The organism is Arthrobacter sp. 10T425 (assembly GCF_056393985.1).
Map to the genome: position 1 here is coordinate 67,259 of NZ_JBFTGZ010000005.1, position 16,059 is coordinate 83,317.

Annotated in this window: 12 protein-coding genes; 11 read left to right on the top strand and 1 reads right to left on the bottom strand. The window is 67.5% G+C overall.

Annotated elements, in window-relative coordinates; all coding sequences use genetic code 11:
• Positions 1–2 precede the first annotated feature (2 nt).
• The 4 genes from AC1DDH_RS07660 to AC1DDH_RS07675 all read left to right on the top strand — a co-directional run bounded on the left by AC1DDH_RS07660 (position 3) and on the right by AC1DDH_RS07675 (position 4,373).
• A complete protein-coding gene (locus AC1DDH_RS07660) occupies positions 3–1,016 on the top strand; it encodes an ABC transporter permease (protein ID WP_476946870.1) in 1,014 nt (337 codons plus the stop codon).
• Positions 1,013–2,716, top strand: coding sequence for an ABC transporter ATP-binding protein (locus AC1DDH_RS07665; protein ID WP_476955181.1), 1,704 nt, complete (start codon positions 1,013–1,015; stop codon positions 2,714–2,716). Before AC1DDH_RS07660 ends, AC1DDH_RS07665 begins: the two co-directional genes overlap by 4 nt.
• A 194-nt stretch (positions 2,717–2,910) precedes the next feature.
• Positions 2,911–3,327 carry a chorismate mutase gene (locus AC1DDH_RS07670; RefSeq protein ID WP_230011813.1) on the top strand — a complete coding sequence of 139 codons (417 nt, stop codon included), beginning with the start codon at positions 2,911–2,913 and terminating at the stop codon, positions 3,325–3,327.
• 2 nt (positions 3,328–3,329) lie between these two features.
• Complete coding sequence (locus AC1DDH_RS07675; RefSeq protein WP_476858884.1) at positions 3,330–4,373, top strand: uroporphyrinogen decarboxylase/cobalamine-independent methonine synthase family protein; 1,044 nt, start codon at positions 3,330–3,332, stop codon at positions 4,371–4,373.
• Between the two features lie 75 nt (positions 4,374–4,448).
• Here AC1DDH_RS07675 and AC1DDH_RS07680 read toward each other — a convergent pair whose 3' ends face one another.
• Entirely contained in the window at positions 4,449–5,171 is a 723-nt protein-coding gene (locus AC1DDH_RS07680; protein WP_476858883.1) for a DUF4166 domain-containing protein, read from the bottom strand.
• Between the two features lie 202 nt (positions 5,172–5,373).
• On the opposite strand from AC1DDH_RS07680, the gene mtrA reads away from it, so the two are divergent.
• The 7 genes from mtrA to secA all read left to right on the top strand — a co-directional run bounded on the left by mtrA (position 5,374) and on the right by secA (position 15,952).
• On the top strand, positions 5,374–6,048 hold the full coding sequence (gene mtrA / locus AC1DDH_RS07685; RefSeq protein ID WP_026538469.1) for an MtrAB system response regulator MtrA: 675 nt from the start codon (positions 5,374–5,376) through the stop codon (positions 6,046–6,048).
• A 151-nt stretch (positions 6,049–6,199) separates the two neighbouring features.
• The gene (gene mtrB, locus AC1DDH_RS07690) at positions 6,200–8,122 is read left to right on the top strand and encodes an MtrAB system histidine kinase MtrB (protein ID WP_476873213.1); all 1,923 of its coding nucleotides are present in this window, start codon (positions 6,200–6,202) and stop codon (positions 8,120–8,122) included.
• A complete protein-coding gene (locus AC1DDH_RS07695; RefSeq protein WP_476858881.1) occupies positions 8,119–9,837 on the top strand; it encodes an LpqB family beta-propeller domain-containing protein in 1,719 nt (572 codons plus the stop codon). The genes mtrB and AC1DDH_RS07695 overlap by 4 nt, the downstream gene beginning before the upstream one ends.
• Before the next feature lie 174 nt (positions 9,838–10,011).
• The gene (locus tag AC1DDH_RS07700) at positions 10,012–10,962 is read left to right on the top strand and encodes a ComF family protein (protein WP_476955182.1); all 951 of its coding nucleotides are present in this window, start codon (positions 10,012–10,014) and stop codon (positions 10,960–10,962) included.
• 171 nt (positions 10,963–11,133) lie between these two features.
• A complete protein-coding gene (gene hpf / locus AC1DDH_RS07705; protein ID WP_028276003.1) occupies positions 11,134–11,859 on the top strand; it encodes a ribosome hibernation-promoting factor, HPF/YfiA family in 726 nt (241 codons plus the stop codon).
• 33 nt (positions 11,860–11,892) lie between these two features.
• Entirely contained in the window at positions 11,893–13,110 is a 1,218-nt protein-coding gene (locus AC1DDH_RS07710) for a winged helix-turn-helix domain-containing protein (RefSeq protein ID WP_476955183.1), read from the top strand.
• A 103-nt stretch (positions 13,111–13,213) separates the two neighbouring features.
• A complete protein-coding gene (gene secA, locus AC1DDH_RS07715; RefSeq protein ID WP_028276005.1) occupies positions 13,214–15,952 on the top strand; it encodes a preprotein translocase subunit SecA in 2,739 nt (912 codons plus the stop codon).
• Positions 15,953–16,059 lie beyond the last annotated feature (107 nt).

The window sequence follows — 16,059 nt, forward strand, 5'->3', positions numbered from 1 at the left end:
CCATGAATGCAACCAAAGTAAGCGGGCGCAAGCAGCCCCTCATCTACCGGCTGCCGGTGATCTCGCATTTCCGCTCGAGCGTCGGGCTGCAACGCGGCATGCTCGTCACGGGCATGGTGCTGGCCGCCGTCTTCCTGCTCGTCGCCGTGTTTGCGCCGTGGATCGCGCCCTACGGGTTTGCCCAGCTCAGCGACGCCGCCGGTCCCTTCCCGACACAGCAGCCCCCCAGCCCGGCCCACATCTGGGGCACCACGGTTGGTGGCTATGACGTCTATTCCCGGGTGCTCTGGGGTGCCCAGACGGCCGCCGTGGTGATCATCGTGGCCGTCGCGATGTCGATCTTCCTCGGCGTAGCCCTCGGCCTCGTCAGCGGCTACTTCGGCGGCTGGCTGGACCGGGTGTTCGTGGTGATCGCCGATGCGATCTACGCTTTCCCGTCCCTGCTGCTGGCCATCGTGATGTCAATCGTCATCAGCCACGGCCAGTCCAGTTTCTGGGGAGGCATTGTTGCCTGCTCCATCTCCATCTCGGTGGTGTTCGTCCCGCAGTACTTCCGCGTCATCCGGGCCGAGACCATCCGGCTAAAGGCGGAGCCGTACGTCGAGTCAGCCAAGGTGGTGGGTGCCTCCAGCATTCGCATCATGGGCCGGCACATCTTCAAGAACGCAACCCGCACGCTGCCCTTGATTTTCACGCTGAACGCGTCCGAGGCCATCCTGACCCTGGCGGGCCTCGGCTTCCTGGGCTTCGGCATCGAACCGACCTCCGCCGCCGAGTGGGGGTACGACCTGAACAAGGCCATAGCAGACGCCTCCTCGGGCATCTGGTGGACCGGTGTCTACCCCGGTACAGCGATCGTCCTGACCGTGCTTGGGCTGACCCTCGTCGGTGAGAGCATCAACGACCTCAACGATCCCCGCCTGCGGGGCCGCAAGAAGGCTGTGGCAGGCAAGGGTGGACCGGACTCAACCGCCGGTGCCCAGGCTGCACTCGAAGCAGAATCGAGAGTTCTATGACCATCAACATCGACAAACCCGGCGCAGGCACAGGCCCGGTCCTTGACATCGACCGCCTTAAAGTCACCTTCGCCACCGACGCCGGGGATGTGTATGCCGTCAAGGACGTCAGCCTCACTGTCAACCCCGGCGAGGTCGTGGCCATCGTTGGCGAATCGGGATCCGGCAAGACTGTGACGGCCAAGACCATCCTGGGACTGCTGCCGGAGACGGCCATCAGCCAGGGCGCGGTCCTGATCAACGGCAACAACGTCATCAGCGTCAGCGAGGCGAAACTGCGGGAGATCCGGGGCCGCGATGTGGCCATGGTGTTCCAGGAACCATCCACCGCACTTAACCCGGTCTTCACCGTGGGCTGGCAGATCGCCGAAGGAATCCGCGCACACGCCGGCTCTGGCGGCCGCAGCAAGGTCTCGGCCAAGGAAGCCAAAGCGCGGGCAATTGAAGCCCTCCGCAAAGTGGGCATCCCGGACCCGGAAACGCGGGTCAACTACTACCCGCACCAGTTCTCGGGCGGCCAGAAACAGCGCGTCGTGATTGCCGCAGCGCTGGCCCTGAACCCTGGCCTCATCGTGGCCGACGAGCCGACGACTGCCCTGGACGTCACCGTGCAGGCCGAGATCCTTGAACTGCTGCGGGACCTGCGCGACAACTACGGAACGTCCATCGTGCTGATTACGCACAATATGGGCGTTGTCGCCGACCTCGCCGACCGCGTCGTGGTCATGTACCAGGGCGACGTTGTGGAGGAGGCATCCTCACGGGTGCTCTTCGCCCAGCCCAGGGAGGACTACACCAAGAAGCTCCTCGCCGCCGTCCCGCACCTGGGCCGCAACTCCGCCTCGGAGGGCATGGTCGAACGCGCCCACCAGGGCGGCAAGGTGCTGGTCGAGGCCAAGAACCTGACCATCGAGTATCCGGGGCGGCTCGGCAGCCCGGCGTTCAAGGCCGTCGACGGCGTCAGCTTCACCGTGTCCGAAGGCGAAGTCTTCGGCCTCGTGGGGGAGTCCGGCTCCGGCAAAACCACCATCGGCCGGGCGATCGCCGGCCTGAACCGCACCACGGGCGGCAGCCTGAATGTGCTGGGCTACGAGATGCTGAACTTCAAGGAGCGCACCTTCAAGCCGCTCCGCAAGGAGATCGGCTTCGTTTTCCAGGACCCGGCGGCCTCGTTCAACCCGCAGCTGACCATCGGCGATTGCGTGGCGGAACCGCTGATCATCCACTCCAACCCGACCGCGGCCGAGGCACGCAAGAAGGTCGGGGAGCTGCTCGAGTCCGTGCAGCTGCCGGCGTCGTACGCTGACCGGTTCCCGCACGAACTCTCCGGCGGGCAGCGCCAGCGCGCCTCCCTGGCGCGGGCGCTCATCCTGAACCCGAAGCTGCTCATCGCCGACGAGCCGACCTCGGCCCTGGACGTGTCCGTGCAGGCCGTCGTGCTGGAGCTGTTCAAGGAGATCCAGCAGGAGTTCGGCTTCGCGTGCCTGTTCATCAGCCACGACCTCGCCGTGGTGGACATGCTCGCCCACTGGGTCGGCGTGCTCTACAAGGGCAAGATGGTGGAGCAGGGCCTCGGCAACCAGGTGATGGGCAACCCGCAGCACGACTACACGAAGAAACTCATCGCCTCCCTGCCTGTTCCGGACCCCGACGAACAGGCCAGGCGCCGCGAGGCGTTCAAGGCCGTGCTCCACAGCTAACTGCCGGAACCGGGCACCTGCCCGATCCGGCGCGGCCCGATCCTGCGCCGGCCAGGGCTCCGGCAGGGCCACAGCCAAGGGGCATGCCCACCGTTCGCCACGAACGGTGGGCATGCCCCTTGGTGTCTCCGCGGGCGCCTGCAACGGTGCTTAACAGCGGGAGGCATTGGCCGCGGAACCCCTAGACTGGGTCAATGACCGAGCAGAACCCCACTCTTCCCGAAACCGATTCCTACGACCCGGCGGCAAGCTCCCTGGCCGGTTCCGTGGATCCCGCGGTCATGGCGGAGCTGCTGTCGATCCGCTCCAGCATAGACAACATCGATGCCACCCTCGTCTTCCTCCTCGCCGAACGCTTCAAAGCCACCCAGAAGGTCGGCTTCCTCAAGGCCGCGCACCAACTTCCCGCCGGGGACCCGGGCCGTGAAACGGCGCAGATCGCCCGGCTGCGGCACCTCGCCGCCGAAGCCCACCTGGACCCGGCCTTCGCGGAGAAATTCCTGAACTTCATCATCGGCGAGGTCATCCGCCACCACGAGGCCATCGCCGAGGACCACCAGGCCGCCCAGGCCTCCGGCTCCGCGGACGCCGCCCGCGCCGCAGACGCCTAGCCATGGCAGCACCAGACGCGCCCGCACCGGGCCAGGTGACCGCGACCGCCCTTGGCCCCTGGCCGGGCGAGGACCCGGCCGAGGCCGCCCGCATCATCCGCGGTGAACTGGGCAGCCCGCACCTGCCGTTCCTCGCCGAGCTTCCCGATCGCGGCGTCGGCTCCGATGCCCTGGGCCGGACCGCCTCTTTGCTCGTCGAACTAGCCGTCGACGTCCAGCCGCATGGATGGCGGTTCGTGGACCGGCCCGGCAAGGACCTGCAGCGGGCCAAGTCGGCCCTGTCCACCGACATCAACATCCTGGCGGACGTGATCGGCGTCGAGGAAGTGCCGTCGGACGATATCAAGATCCAGCTGCGCGGGCCGCTCAGCCTTGCCGCCGGGCTGCACCTGCACAACGGCGAGCGGGCCCTGATCGACTACGGTGCCCGCCGGGACATCGCGGATTCGCTCGCAGCGGGCGTGGAAGGCTACCTCAAGCGGGTGGCGGCGGCTGCCCCCGGTGCCCGGATCGTCGTCCAGATCGATGAACCTGAAATTGCGTCGGTGCTGGCCGGCACCATTCCCACCGCCAGCGGTTACCGGACCCTGCGTTCGGTGCCGGGCCGGGAAGTGACCGAGTCCTGGCAATTGGTGATCGACGCGCTCCGGGCCGCGGGCGCCGTCGAGACCGTTGTGGCCGTCTCCGAGGTCGAGGCGCCGTTCGAGCGGATCCTGGCGGCAGGCGCGGATGGAATCGCCGTGCCGCTTCGGGCCCTGACCTCGCGCCAGTGGGAACAACTCGCGGGCGCGGTGGAGGCCGGCAAGCGGCTCTGGGCCGGCGCGCTGGACGTGGCTGATCCTGCCGCGTCACTGCCAAGGGTCCGCGACGTCGTGGAAAACGTATGGCGCCCATGGCGGCAGCTGGGTCTGCCGGCGTCCACGCTGGGGGCGCTCCGGGTCACGCCGTCCGAGGGCTTGGAGCGGCACTCACCCGCCGCTGCAGGGGCGGCCCTGACCCGGCTGACCCAGGTGGCGGACGGGCTCAACCAGCTCGCCCTCGGCTAGCGCGGCACCTTCGGCCGCCGGCGGCCCGGGCGCAACCGTGCCCGCGGTGCCTCCGCTGTGCCCTGCTGGCCCCGGTCAGACCCTGCTTTCCCAGGCGTCCGGTCGGGCGTGCCCTGGCAGGTAGCCCGGCGCCGCAATACCGCCGGGGTAGGGCTCGAGCCGGTAGTCGAAATGGCCGGCGTAGACCAGCACCAGCCCGAGCTGGGGCTGGATCACCTTGACCTGGATCCGGTGCCTGCCGCCGTCCTGCGGCTCCCACCACTGCTCGGCGTAGGCCTTGGCGTCGAGGGCCGCCGGCAGCGGAATCCGGAGCGGTCCCACGAACAGCCGCGACGCCTCGGACACGCCGCGCAGCCGGCCCTCCGGCGTGACGCTGAGATTGAGGTCGGTGACGAGCCGCCGGTACCGGCCCACGTAGTCCACGAGCCCGGGCCCGAGCCCGCCGTTATCGCGCCCGCCGTCATCAAAGCTGGTCGTGTCCTGGAACAGCCGGGTGGTGCCCGGGAAGAAGATTTCCCGGCGGGCCGTCAGGCTGGACCTGCCGAACGGGTCCAGGTGGGCGTGGTTCTCGATCCGGAAGCGGACGCCCTCGCCGTACTCGGGGAAGAAGGCCTGCTCGCCGGTGGTGAGCCGCAGCAGGGGACGCAGCCAGGCCTGCCGGCAGCCGACGACGTCGAACACCCCCTCGCCGACGCCGTAGTGGCCGGATCCCGGTGCCAAAGCAAAGTATTCTTGAAGCTCCGGCTGTAGTCGGGCAAAGTCGCTGCCAAGGGCTCGCTGGTAGATCGGGGTGTTCACGGGTTCCTCCTGCGGTCCGGGCCGGTTCACTGGGCCTTTCCACAGCATGCAGGACAACGCGGCAATTGTCACAGCGTCCCGTGCATCGGCGCGGTTCCGGGCCGGTTCCGGCGGGGTTCCGGCGGCCGTGGCAGGCCCGGTTGCACCATGCCGGCGGGCCGCCCGATACGACAAAGCCAATTCAATGGGGGAATATATAACTATGAAGGCACGCATTCTGGTAGTGGATGATGACGAGGCTCTGGCCGAGATGATCGGTATTGTGCTGCGCAATGACGGCTTCGAACCCGTCTTCTGCGCGGACGGCGCACAGGCGCTGGACGTGTTCCGCTCCTCCAAGCCGGACCTGGTCCTACTCGACCTCATGCTGCCGGGGATGGACGGCATTGAAGTCTGCCGCCAGGTCCGAGCCGAGTCCGACGTCCCGATCGTGATGCTCACGGCCAAGGCGGATACCTCGGATGTGGTCCGCGGCCTCGAGTCCGGTGCCGATGACTATGTGCCCAAGCCGTTCAAACCCGCCGAGCTCGTCGCCCGGGTCCGGGCCAGGCTCCGCCCGGGTGACCAGAAGGCACCGGAAACCCTGCGGATCGCCGATGTCACGATCGACGTGGCCGGCCACCTGGTCAGCCGCGGCAACGACCGGATCTCCTTGACGCCGCTGGAATTCGACCTCCTCGTCGCCCTGGCCCGCAAGCCGTGGCAGGTGTTCACGCGCGAACTGCTCCTGGAGCAGGTCTGGGGCTACCGGCACGCCGCCGACACCCGGCTGGTCAATGTCCATGTCCAGCGGTTGAGGTCCAAGATCGAACGCGACCCGGAAGCCCCCGAAGTTGTATTGACGGTCCGTGGTGTCGGCTATAAAGCAGGTTCCTGAGCCTGCGGACCGCAGTGTCCGGCAGTCCATAGCAACGGATACGGCGGCGCCGGCCGAGTCGTCCGCGCCGGCCGACTCATCTGCGCCGCCGTCGGCCGAGTTATCCGCGCCGCCGGCAGAGTCATCGGCGGCCTCATCGCCGGAGACGTCCATGCCCCGCGCGCCCGAAACGCCCCGCGGCGGCCCGGGCCCGTGGCGGCGTCTGGCCTTCCGGACCCGTTTGTGGGCCAAACGCGCGAGGATCGTTGGCGTCCGGGTCGCGCGGCTGGTCCGCACCGGGATGCAGCGCCTGTGGCCCGGCATCCTGTACCTGCTCCGGGCGGTACAGCGGAAGTGGCGGCGTTCGCTGCAGTTCCGGACGGTCCTGACCACGCTGATGCTGGCCATGGGCTCGTTCGCGGTGGTGGGCGCCTACTTGTCCAACCAGATCGCCAACAACCTGTTCCAGGAACGGCTCGCCCAGGCCGAATCGGAGACGCGGTACAACGTCAAGCAGGTCCAGGACACGTTCGACGGCGCCCAGGTCACCGACCAGTCCAGCGTCATCACCCTGGTCTATGACACCCTGAACGCGGTCGAAGGCCGCGGATCCGTGATCCAGCGGCGCTACGTCTTCGAGGCCATGCCGGAGCAGACCAAGCCGCGCAACCGTTGGGTTGAATCCCGGGCCTCGGACCAACTCACCATCGGCGTCATCCCCCCGGACCTGCGCAAGGCTGTGCAGGACTCGGGCAAGGACCAGTACTGGGCGTCCACCCAGTTCCCTGTAGGGACCGAAGACCGGCCCGGCATCGCCGTCGGCAACAAGGTGACCTTCAACGGCACCGTCTACGAGCTCTACCTCATCTATGACCTCAACACGGCGCAGAAGACCCTCGACGAGATCCAGAATGTCCTGCTGGCCGGCGGCGCGCTGCTGGTGCTCATGATCGGCGGCGTCGCCTGGTATGTGACCCGCAACGTGGTCAGCCCGGTCAGCCATGCCGCCGTCGTCTCCGAGAAGCTCGCCGCCGGCCAGCTGCAGGAGCGCATGGTGGTCAAAGGCGAGGACGAGGTTGCCCGCCTCGGCGCGTCGTTCAACCACATGGCCGCAAGCCTCCAGGAACAAATCACCCAGCTGGCCACGCTGTCCCAGATGCAGCAGCGGTTCGTCTCCGATGTCTCCCACGAGCTCCGCACCCCGCTCACCACGGTGCGCATGGCCGCCGAAGTCCTTTATGACGCCCGCGAGGACTTCGACCCCATCAACAAGCGCTCCGCGGAGCTGCTGTACAACCAGGTGGAACGCTTCCAGTCGCTCCTGGCGGACCTGCTGGAAATCTCCCGCTTTGACGCCGGCGCCGCCACCCTGGACGCCGAGCCCACCGACATCGTCCAGCTTGTCGCGCATGTCATCGAGGGGGTGGCGCCCGTCGCCGCCGAATACGGGTCCGCCGTCACCCTCAACGCCCCGGCCGGCAGCGTCATTGTCGACATGGACGACCGCAGGATCGACCGGATCCTGCGCAACCTGATTCTGAACGCCCTCGAACACGGCGAGGGCCGGCCGGTCAACGTTTCCGTGGCCGCCAGCGGCACCGCCGTGGCCGTGGCCGTACGGGATCACGGAATCGGCATGACCCCGGCTGAGGCGGCGCGCGTCTTCGACCGCTTCTGGCGCGCCGATCCGGCCCGGGCCCGCACCACGGGCGGCAGCGGGCTGGGACTGTCCATTGCCGCCGAGGACACCAAGCTCCACGACGGCTGGCTGCAGGCCTGGGGGAGCAAGGGAGAAGGGTCGAACTTCCGCCTGACCCTTCCCCTGCGCCGCGACGAGCCGATCACCAGGTCCCCGCTCCAGCTCGAACCGGTCAACGTCGGGCTCCCCGAGGCAGGCCGCCAGCGCACCGTGGTGTTGCTGGACCCGCTCCGGACCGCGGGCCGCGGGACCGGTGTTGAGGGTTCCTCGGACGGATTCGCAGACGGCTTCGATGACGACTTTTCTGACGACGGCGGCAGCGGTGCCGCCGGCGGGGCTATCCCGGACGGCGGCCCGGCCGGCCCCCGGGGGACCGGGACGGAGGGCAGGGCATGAGTGGGGTTTCGGGCAGGTTTACCCGCGTGGGGGCTGCGCTGCTGGCGCTCATCCTGCTTCTGTTGACCTCGTGCGCCCAGATTCCGCGCTCGGGGCCGGTGGGCAAGAGCACGGACGAGAGTGCGGGAAACCCGAACGCCCCGGTCTTCTTTCCGGCCGCGCCGCGTCCCGGCGCCGGACCCGAAGCGGTGATCGAAGACTTCTACCTCGCCGGCAGCGGCTACGAGGACGACTACGCCGTGGCCCGGCAGTACCTCACCCAGGGTTCGTCGGTGACGTGGAAGCCGGACCAGCGGGCGCTCGTGTTCCGCAAGGCCACGGTGGTGGCCACCGGCGTCGAAAATGTCTTCAACTACCAGCTCGACCTCGCCTATTCGGTGGACGCCGACGGCGTGGCCACGCAGCTTCCCGAGGGCACCACCGAAAACATACCCGTCACCGTGACCCAGGTGGACGGCGAATGGCGAATCTCCGATCTTCCTGACGGCACGGCCATTCCGGAAGAAACCTTCAAGGTCATTTACGGCGCGTTCCCGATCTACTTCTACGACCCCACGTTCACCTACGCAGTGCCCGACGTCCGGTGGTTCATCCGCAAGAAGACCGTCAAAGCCATGACGAGCGCGCTCCTGGGCGGACCCGCCCCCTACCTCAAGGGCGCCGTCGTCAGCGCGTTCCCTTCAGGCATCAAGCTGGCCCGCGAATCAGTGCCCGTGGTGTCCGGCGCCGCGCAGGTGGATCTCACCGCCAAGGACCTGGTCGAGGCCTCCAACGAGGACCGGCTGCGGATGCAGACGCAGCTTGCCCTGACGTTCCGCAGCCAGCCGGATGTGATCAACGTTGAGCTCCGGGCCAACCAGGACCTGGTGCGCGTCGAGGACAACGGCACGGTCCTGCCTCCGGTCCAGGACGAAAGCGTCCCGGCTTACCAGATCGCCGTCAGCAACAATGACCTGGTCCGGTACGAAAACAACAGGATTTCACCGCTCCCGGACGTCCGGTCCGTCGCAGCCCTCTCACCCCGGGCGCCTGCGGAGTCCACCGAGTCGCAGGCGGCCGCGTTCCTGAACGCCGCCCGCACCACGCTGTACTCGATCGTTCCGGGCCAGCCCGCCAGGGCGCTGACCACGCGGGCCGCGCTGTCCCGGCCTTCGTTCGGCCGCTATGACTGGGTCTGGACTGCCGGGCCGGGTGCCGGCGGCGCCACCGAGGTGGTGGCCTACCGGCCGGTCGGTGTGGCGGAGAACGCCAGCGTACCCACCGTGACCCTGTCGCCGGGATGGCTCGCGGGCCGGACGGTGAAGGAGTTCCGGATTTCCCGGGACGGCACGCGGGCCCTCGTCATTTCGCAGCAGAACGGCAAGAGCAAGGTCCAGATCACCGGGATCATCCGGAACGCGGACGGCACCCCGAGGGACCTGACCGTGCCCCTGACGCTCCTGACCCCCCGGGATCCGGACCAAGGGGTCTGGGTGGATGACACCACAGTCGCGGTCATGAAGGCCTCCGCCAGCGATGCCGTCACCCCCGAGCTGTTGTCGCTGACCTCGGCACAGCCGCAGCAGCTGGCGCCGTGGCCTGGGCTGACGGCCCTCAGCGCGGGCAACGGACCGGCCGAGATCTACGGCCAGTCCGCGGAAGGGATCTTCCAGCGGCTGGGCAACGGCTGGTCACCGCAGCTCAAGGGCCCCATCGACCCCTCGTTCCCCGGCTGACCGGCGTCCCCTCGTTCCCCGGCTGACCGGCGCCCTCGGACAACGGCGACGACGACGGCGGTGCGGCCGTCACCCGGATCCGGTGAAGGTTCCGCGAAGGTTCCGGCCGGGGTGTTGTCCACATAGCGGCCCGCCGGGCTACTACGGGGGGCGCACCCGGTCCAGGATCGGAGGATGGGCAGCCACACCACCCGGGTCCCGGCAGCGGACCCTGACCTTGCCCCGGCCGCGGCCAGGGCGGCGCGACACCGCGGGAGCTACGCGTGGCCGCTGGCGAGGCTGGGCGACCGGACAGCCGAAGCGGCGGCTGAGGTGCTCGCCCTGGCCATTCCAGTGGACTGCGTCTGCTGCGGGGCGGAGGACTCGGCACTCTGCGGCGCGTGCTCCCGTAAGCTGCGCCTGCTGACGCTCCGGCCGTTCCGGGCAGAGGCCCAGGCTCCGGCCCTGATGGACATGGACGGCTCCGTGCTGCTGCCCGTGGTGGCGGCCGGGCCATACCGGGCCGAGCTGGCGCAGTGCCTGCTGTCCTTCAAAAGCCACGGGCAGGCCCGGCTGGGCGCCGAGCTGGCCCGGGGACTGGCGCGCGCCCTCCACGCCGCGTCCGGGCCCGGGCAGGGACTCGTCCTCGTCCCCGTGCCCACGAGCGCCGCCGCTTACCGCAGGCGGGGCTTCAGCCCCGTCCATATCCTGCTCCGCCGGCTCGTCCGCGGGGACGAAATCCCAGGGTTCACCGTCGCGGACGCGCTGCGGAAATCCGTGCCGCCCGCGCGGAACACGAAACCGCCGGCTTTGCCCCTGTGGGGCCGGTTGCGGGACGGCCCCACAGGGGCCGGCTCCCTGTCCGGCGGACAGAAGGGATTGGGCCGGGGTGAGCGCGCCCGGCGCGTGCGCGGATCCATGCGGGCCAGGTCCGGTCGGTGGCCTGCGCGAGTCGAAGGACGTGTCTGCATCATCGTCGATGACGTGCTGACCACCGGCGCCACCCTGGCGGAGGCGGCCCGTGCGCTCCGGGCCGCGGGGGCCATTGTCAGCGGCGCCGTCGTGCTGGCCGCGACACGCCCGCCGGCCGCCGCCGATGTCGGCGCCGCCATCCCCGCGGCGGCGCGGATGATCGGTGGGAGCTAAAAAAATAAACCGTAAAAGGATGAATAACAGGTGTCTATGAACTAACGTCGAAGATGGGTACCAAGAACAGATGTACCTGTCGATAGCGGCTCGGAAAGGGGCTCGACTGTCAGTCAGATCGGCCCCCGGGAAGTACCGCCGTCGTGTCACCGAAGTCATTTGGAGGGCACCATGGAGTTCATGATCAGCGGACGCAACTTGACGGTCTCAGACCGGTTCCGCGAATATGCCGACGACAAGATCTCAAAGATCGCGTCGTTGGGAGACAAGGTCCAGAGGGTAGACGCGAAGGTCACCAAAGAGACCAAAGCCCGCCAGACCGCCGAATCGCTCACGGTTGAGCTGACAGTCCTGGGACGCGGCCCAGTAATCCGCGCAGAAGCGAGTGCCGCCGACAAGTTCGCTGCGTTCGATCTCGCTTACAACAAGCTTCTTGAACGCCTCCGCAGGGCCAGGGACCGCAGAAAGGTCCACCACGGCCGGCATACCCCGAAGTCCGTCACCGAGGCGACGGCAGCCCTGGAGCCGGCCAGCCCCAGCGAACCCCTCTATGTGGAGGCGGCGCAGCAGCAGGAGACCCAGGCGACGGCGGCAGAGAAGTCGCCGTATGAGGTCGAGAACGATATTCCGGCCGGCGACTCGCCTGTACTGATCCGCCGGAAGGTGTTCGCCGCGTCCCAGCTCACCCTCGATGACGCCGTCGACAACATGGAACTTGTGGGTCACGACTTCTATCTTTTCGTGGACAAGGAGACCAAGGCGCCGTCGGTCGTCTACCGCCGTGACGGCTGGACCTACGGGGTCATCTCCCTGGACCAGACGTGCGAGCCCGGACATTCGAGTCTGGAAGACAAAATCCTGGCCTACCGTTCAGAGGATGAGCCCGCCAGCGCATAAGCTGGTGCAGACTTTTCCGACGAAGGGACTAACGTGCAAGCATCGCTGAGCCTGGCACAGGCACGGCGGATCGCGTTGGCAGCCCAGGGACTGGAGAAGGAACGGCCCGCCGGACCCGTGAGTGCACGGGGGGTGGGCCGTACCTTTGCCCGGCTGCACCTGGTTCAGATCGACTCCGTCAATGTGGTGTCCCGCAGCCACTTCCTGCCCTTCTTCTCGCGGCTCGGCAACTACGACCGCACCATCCTGGCGCGCATGGCGGGGACCCACCCGCGCCGGATGATGGAGTACTGGGCCCACGAAGCCTGCTTCATCCGCCCGGACCATTTCCACGATCTCGTGCAGTGGCAGAGCCGCAAATGGGTGGGCGCGCACGCGATGGACCCCGAACTGCGCAACGGGGTGGCGGCCAAGGTCCTGGAAACCCTGGCCGGCGGGAAGCCGCTGACCGCCGCCGAACTGACAGCCCGGCTAGGCCACGTGGAAGACCAGCAGCGGGACAACTGGGGCTGGAACTGGAACGCCGTCAAAAGGGTGCTGGAACATCTCTTCGAAGAGGGCCTTGTCTCCGCATCCTCGCGGACCGACTCCTTCGAACGGCGCTACACCCTCACCGCCCGGGTGCTCCCCGGACCGGGCAAGGAAGCGGTGGCACCCGAACCGGATGCGGCCGCGGCCATGGACCGGCTGATCGACGCCGCGGCCCAGGCCCACGGTATAGGGACGGTGCGATGCTTCGCCGACTACTTCCGGACACCGCAGAAGGACGCCGCCGTCGCCGTCCGGAACCTCGTGGACAGCGGCCGGCTGCAGCCGGTCACGGTATCCGGCTGGGACCGGCCCCTGTACCGCCACGTGGAGGCGAAACTGCCGCGCTCGGCCACCGGCCGGGCGCTCCTGAGCCCCTTCGACTCCCTCGTGTTCGAACGCCGGCGGCTCGAGGAGCTCTTCGGATTCCACTACCGGATCGAGATCTACACGCCCGAGCCGAAGCGGAAGTACGGCTACTACGTCCTGCCGTTCCTGCTCCGCGACGCGATCGTCGCACGGGTCGACCTCAAAGCGGACCGGGCCGGCGGGCGGCTCCTGGCCAGGGCCGCCCACGCCGAACCCGGCGCGCCGGAGGACACCGCCGTCGAACTCGCCGCGGAACTGCAGCTCATGGCAGAGTGGCTGGGACTGGACGACGTAGTTGTCTCGCCAACGGGGAACCTTGCGCCGGCGCTCGCCGAAGCCGTGGCTGCCCGGTAAACCGCACTATCCGCTGTGAGGGAACAGGCGCCACCGGCCTTGCGTCTCTCCCGTAGACTAAACACGCCAGAATTCGGCAGCTTGAGACTGGGAGCAACTTCACGTGGCATCACTTATCGAAAAACTTCTCCGCACGGGTGACAAAAAAACCCTGCGGCAACTGCGGAACTATGCCGATTCCATCAATGCCCTGGAGAGCTCCTTCCAGACCTTCACGGACGCCGAGCTCCGTGAAGAAACTGACCGGCTGCGCGAACGCCACCAGGCCGGCGAGAAGCTCGACGATCTGCTGCCCGAAGCGTTCGCGGCCGTACGCGAGGCCTCGTCCCGTACCCTCGGCATGCGCCACTTCGATGTCCAGCTCATGGGCGGCGCCGCCCTGCACCTGGGCAACATCGCGGAAATGAAGACCGGTGAAGGCAAGACCCTGGTGGCCACCGCTCCGGCCTACCTCAACGCCCTCACCGGCAAGGGCGTCCACGTCGTCACCGTGAACGACTACCTCGCCGAATACCAGTCAGACCTCATGGGCCGCGTGTACCGTTTCCTCGGCCTCACCAGCGGCTGCATCCTCTCCAACCAGGACCCTGCGCTGCGCCGCGAACAGTACGCCGCGGACATCACGTACGGAACGAACAACGAATTCGGCTTCGACTACCTGCGCGACAACATGGCGTGGGACAGCTCGGAACTGGTCCAGCGCGGCCACCATTTCGCCATCGTCGACGAAGTGGACTCGATCCTCATCGACGAGGCACGCACCCCGCTCATCATCTCCGGTCCGGCCCAGGGGGACACCAACCGCTGGTACAGCGAATTCGCCAAGGTGGTCACACGCCTGCAGGCCGAGACTGACTACGAGGTCGATGAGAAGAAGCGTACCGTCGGTGTCCTCGAGGCCGGCATTGAAAAGGTCGAGGACTACCTCGGCATCCACAACCTCTACGAGTCCGCCAATACGCCCCTGATCGGCTTCCTGAACAACGCCATCAAGGCCAAGGAGCTGTTCAAGCGCGACAAGGACTACGTCATCCTCGACGGCGAGGTGCTGATCGTCGATGAGCACACCGGCCGCATTCTCGCCGGCCGCCGCTACAACGAAGGCATGCACCAGGCCATCGAAGCCAAGGAAGGCGTCGAGATCAAGGCCGAGAACCAGACGCTCGCCACCGTGACGCTGCAGAACTACTTCCGCATGTACGACAAGCTCGCGGGCATGACCGGCACGGCCGAGACCGAGGCCGCCGAGTTCATGAGCACCTACAAGCTCGGCGTCGTTGCCATCCCGACCAACCGCGACATGACACGGATCGACCAGGCCGACCTTGTCTACAAGAACGAGACCGTCAAATTCGACGCAGTCGTCAAGGACATCGCCGAACGCCACGAAAACGGCCAGCCTGTCCTCGTCGGCACCACCAGCGTCGAGAAGAGCGAATACCTCTCCCGGCTGCTGGCCAAGGAAGGCGTCCGGCACGAGGTCCTGAACGCCAAGAACCATGCCCGTGAAGCGTCCATCGTGGCCCAGGCCGGCCGCAAGGCCGCCGTCACAGTCGCGACCAACATGGCCGGCCGCGGTACCGACATCATGCTCGGCGGCAACGCGGAATTCACCGCCGTCGCCGAAATGGCCAAGCGCGGCCTGGACCCGGAGGAGAACTCCGAGGAATACGAGGCCGCGTGGCCCGAGGTGTTCGAATCCGCCAAGCAGTCCGTCAAGGACGAACACGAGGAAGTCCTGAACCTGGGCGGACTCTACGTGCTCGGCACCGAAAGGCACGAGTCCCGCCGCATCGACAACCAGCTCCGCGGCCGTTCCGGACGCCAGGGCGACCCCGGCGAGTCCCGGTTCTACCTCTCGCTGACCGATGATCTGATGCGCCTGTTCAACTCCGGCGCAGCCGAACGGCTCATGAACAGCTCGGTGCCCGACGACGTCGCACTCGAATCCAAGCTCGTCTCGCGCGCCATCGCCTCGGCCCAGGGCCAGGTGGAAGGCCGCAACGCCGAACAGCGCAAGAACGTGCTGAAGTACGACGACGTCCTGAACCGCCAGCGCGAGGCAATCTACGGCGACCGGCGCCGCATCCTCGAAGGCGATGACCTCCACGAGAAGGTCCAGTACTTCCTGGAAGACACCATCAACGCCTTCATCGACGAAGCTACAGCCGAGGGCACCGGCGACGACTGGGACTTCAACCTCCTGTGGTCCAACCTCAAGACCCTGTACCCCGTGAGCTTCACCCCTCGCGACGTCATTGACGAGGCCGGCGGCAAGTCCCGGATCACGACCGAGTTCCTCCGGGAAGAGATCCTTTCCGATGCCCGTCTGGTCTACCAGGCCAGGGAGCAGGCGATTGGCTCCGAGAGCATGCGCGAACTGGAGCGCCGGGTGGTCCTTTCCGTCATCGGGCGCAAGTGGCAGGAACACCTCTACGAGATGGACTATCTCAAGGAGGGCATCGGGCTGCGCGCCATGGCCCAGCGTGACCCCCTGGTGGAGTACCAGCGCGAGGGCTTCATCATGTTCCAGGCCATGATGGAGGCCATCCGCGAAGAGAGCGTCGGCTTCCTGTTCAACCTCGACGTCGAAGTGACGCCGGCCGAAGACGTTGTGGTGGCGGACGCCGAGGGCCAGCACACCGAACACCACGAGCCGCAGATCCATGCCGCCGGGCTCGAAGCCCCGGAGAAACCCGCGCAGCTGCAGTACACCGCCCCTGGCGAGGACGGTGCCGCCCAGACCCGGATCGAGGCGAAGGTCTCCGGACGTTCGGGAAACCCGGCCAAGGCCGCGGCGCAGGACATCGGCCGCCGCGCTGCGAAGAAGAAGCGGCGCTAGGCACGACGCAAACACGGGAGGACCGGAGCATTTGCTCCGGTCCTTCCGTGTTTGCGCCTCCTTTCCCTCACATGCCGGGCATTCCCTTGCAGACCGGGCCCGGTTCC

Excerpts from the sequence above, each read along its gene's own strand:
- AC1DDH_RS07670 (WP_230011813.1), top strand. The coding sequence starts at position 2,911 with ATGACCGAGCAGAACCCCACTCTTCCCGAAACCGATTCCTACGACCCG.
- AC1DDH_RS07660 (WP_476946870.1), top strand. The coding sequence starts at position 3 with ATGAATGCAACCAAAGTAAGCGGGCGCAAGCAGCCCCTCATCTACCGG.
- AC1DDH_RS07675 (WP_476858884.1), top strand. The coding sequence starts at position 3,330 with ATGGCAGCACCAGACGCGCCCGCACCGGGCCAGGTGACCGCGACCGCC.
- AC1DDH_RS07700 (WP_476955182.1), top strand. The coding sequence starts at position 10,012 with ATGGGCAGCCACACCACCCGGGTCCCGGCAGCGGACCCTGACCTTGCC.
- AC1DDH_RS07665 (WP_476955181.1), top strand. The coding sequence starts at position 1,013 with ATGACCATCAACATCGACAAACCCGGCGCAGGCACAGGCCCGGTCCTT.
- AC1DDH_RS07695 (WP_476858881.1), top strand. The coding sequence starts at position 8,119 with ATGAGTGGGGTTTCGGGCAGGTTTACCCGCGTGGGGGCTGCGCTGCTG.
- hpf (WP_028276003.1), top strand. The coding sequence starts at position 11,134 with ATGGAGTTCATGATCAGCGGACGCAACTTGACGGTCTCAGACCGGTTC.
- mtrA (WP_026538469.1), top strand. The coding sequence starts at position 5,374 with ATGAAGGCACGCATTCTGGTAGTGGATGATGACGAGGCTCTGGCCGAG.
- mtrB (WP_476873213.1), top strand. The coding sequence starts at position 6,200 with ATGCCCCGCGCGCCCGAAACGCCCCGCGGCGGCCCGGGCCCGTGGCGG.